This is a genomic window from Picosynechococcus sp. NKBG042902, assembly GCF_963864045.1.
Classification (GTDB): domain Bacteria; phylum Cyanobacteriota; class Cyanobacteriia; order Cyanobacteriales; family MRBY01; genus MRBY01.
In genome coordinates, this window is sequence record NZ_CAWLTV010000023.1 from 1 (window position 1) to 2,939 (window position 2,939).

Below are 2,939 nucleotides of genomic sequence, written 5' to 3' on the forward strand. Positions count from 1 at the left end.
TGATATTTACAATCTTTACCATTATCGATGGCAAAAGGAAGCCTATGCACAACTTGAAGAAACAGGTGTTTGGGGAGAAGAACCCACAGCGGTTAATGGCTTTATTCCTTTTACAGGAGCTTACTATTCTGATCCAGCCAATCATCCCATACTAAATTACTGGACTGATCAGGAAAATATTTTTATCCCTAGCTCATTAGTTAGCCTATTAAGTAGAAATGATGCAAGCTAAAAAGAGACAATTTATTTTCGGAAGAGTTTTTTTTCCTGATGAAAAAACAAAATTCCCAAGAATTTACTGTTCCAGCCATTAGGTAATCACGTGGCAAATGTCACTAAACTGGTTAGTTTATGGAATTGGCAATCACCAGAGTTTGTAAATATAGCAGATCTTGATGCAGCTAAGAAAAGAACTTTGAGAGCCGCTAAAATTCATGACATGGGTAAACCTCAAAAGTTCAAATTCAAAGTAGAGGTTAAAAACAATAAACCCAAATTAATTTATTCATTTAGTGGTCATCGCTTTCTAGCAGAGGACAAGCATGAGCCTTGGGCAGAATACCTTGCAAAAGGACATCATGATTTCTCTATCCATGATATTGCAAGGGATAGCTATAAATTAAAAACATTAGCTCAGTCTAATAATTTATTGGGTAAAGCGAGCCAGTATCGAGAAATCCTAGAAACTGATCCCCTTGCTTATGCTAGAGAACTATACATTTTAGAAATGTGCGATCAGATAGAAGCAGAGATTGCTTGTCGTTTTTATGATGATGACGAGCAGGCAGAAAGTCGAGTTTTTATGGATTTCAATATTGTCCAAGATCCTCACAATAATCATGAGTTTTCTCTAGAGCCTTGGGTATTTGGTGATGATGTTTCTGAAATATCATTACCACTCACCACATGGTCGATGCCTTTCCCTAAAGATTTAAAGCAGGAGATTGAAAGCTATCAAGGCGATCGCCCAAAAGATAAAGAGACGGACTGGGCAAAACGACTTAATAAGGCAGTGAAAGACTGGTGGCACAATGATTTTGATATTAATTCAACAAGAAATAATAAGCACATTATTACCCTGAAACGGCTAGCCAATGAAAAATTAGGAGCTATAGACTGTAATACTTTATACCTGAAAATTCCAGAAAATAAGAGTTTTACCCCCAATGAAATGCAACAGGCAGTGATGGATAACATTATTGGGGAAGATAAATATCCCGCATTACTGCTCAAAGCACCTACTGGCTCCGGTAAAACAGAGGCAATCTTATTTCCTGCGTTAGCCAACCGCAATCGTTTGTTTTTAGTTTTGCCGACTAGAAGTTTAATCGAAGATCAATCAGAACGGATTGGTAAATATCTAACTCGATTTTCTGCTCTAGAAGAGAATCAAGATCGCCAATTTTCTTTAGTCATTGATACAGGCTCGGTAATGACAAGAAAATTATATGGAAATGGTGAAAGTTTTAAACCCAAAAATAACCCTCGTCGCCATTTATATAAAGGCGATGTAATTCTAACTACCCTAGATAAATTTATTTATCGCTATTTCGCCTTTGGGGATAAACAAAAATCATTTATTTTTCCCCATCGCATCCAGCAGCAGAAAACTTTGATTTGTTTTGATGAAGCCCATAGCTATGAAAATATTGCCTTTACCAACTTCCAAAGTTTGGTGAAGTCACTTTATGAACAAGGTCGATCACTTGTTTTAATGACGGCAACCATGCCGGAAAAACTCATAAAAACTTTTGATTATTTAGAGCCTCTAGATTTTTCTGATTTTGTTGAACCTAAATTGAGGAGCTTTGATTATTTGGATAAAATTTCTATTGGAGAAGAACAAGAAGATGGCAGTTTCGATTCTAGTAATTTTCAAGAACAAGTAACGGCGATCGCCCTTGAAGAAATTAAAGTAAAACCTCAACGCAGAATATTGCTAATTGTAGAGACTGTTAAGGATGCAGTGGGTGTATATCTAAAACTTAAGGAGAAACTAAATTCAGATAATTTATTTCTCTACCATGGTCGAATTGCAGATCAGCTTAGACCAGATATTTATCAACAAATCAAACAACGAGATGACAATGGGCAACCTTACATTTTGGTAACGACTAGAGCCATTGAAGTTGGCTGTGATCTCAATGCAGAAACTTTGATTACTCAAATTTGTCCCCCAGAGAATTTAATTCAACGAGTAGGTCGTTGTAATCGTCGTGGTAATGTCCAAGATGCAAAAGTAATTGTAGTGGGCGATCGCATTCCTGATTTTCTCAATACTTTAGATACAGAAGCTTGGAATAACTATCGATCAGTTCTTTCTCAATTAAATGAATTTGATGCAGAAGCAGTTGGAGATTGCATTTTTTCTCAGCAACAAGTTGATGATTATCGAGTATTAGAGACTTTCTCCATGCTCCATGATTATGTCTATGGTAGTGATTTAACTTGTCAAGAAACTCACGAAAAAGGGGTAATTCCAACCCGTAGCTGGCAGCCTTCCGTAACTTTACAATTTATCGGTAAAGATCACTCTAGTGAAGTTGATATTACTGATGAAAAACCACATTCTATAACAGTTCCTATTGAAAGACTTTGTGCTGGTAATGAGTACGCTCATGTAATTGTACAGGAACAGTTTTATGACAAAGATACAACCCGAGGAGGGATGCGACCGTTGCGTTGGGGGTCTGCATATAGCAAAAATATTTTGGTGACTATAAGAAATGAAGATCAAATAGGCTTATGCTTTGCTCATGGATTAGAAAATTATCAATATGATTCAGAGTTGGGATTTGTAGATTTGCCTAAAGTCTTCATAAAGATTGCCTCTAAAGGCACAGAGGAGAAGCTTCTTCATATTTGTGAAAAGAATGGGGGAAAACATAAATCAATCATTTCTTACATCAAAGAAAATATAAACTAATTATAGTTTTCTT

Annotated in this window: 1 protein-coding gene and 1 pseudogene; both read left to right on the forward strand. The window is 36.2% G+C overall.

Annotated features, from left to right (window positions below):
- A pseudogene (locus AACR41_RS00185) lies at positions 1-232 on the forward strand (hypothetical protein); the annotation flags it as partial.
- A gap of 90 nt (positions 233-322) precedes the next feature.
- A complete protein-coding gene (gene cas3, locus AACR41_RS00190) occupies positions 323-2,926 on the forward strand; it encodes a CRISPR-associated helicase Cas3' (RefSeq protein WP_200870521.1) in 2,604 nt (867 codons plus the stop codon).
- Positions 2,927-2,939: the final 13 nt, after the last annotated feature.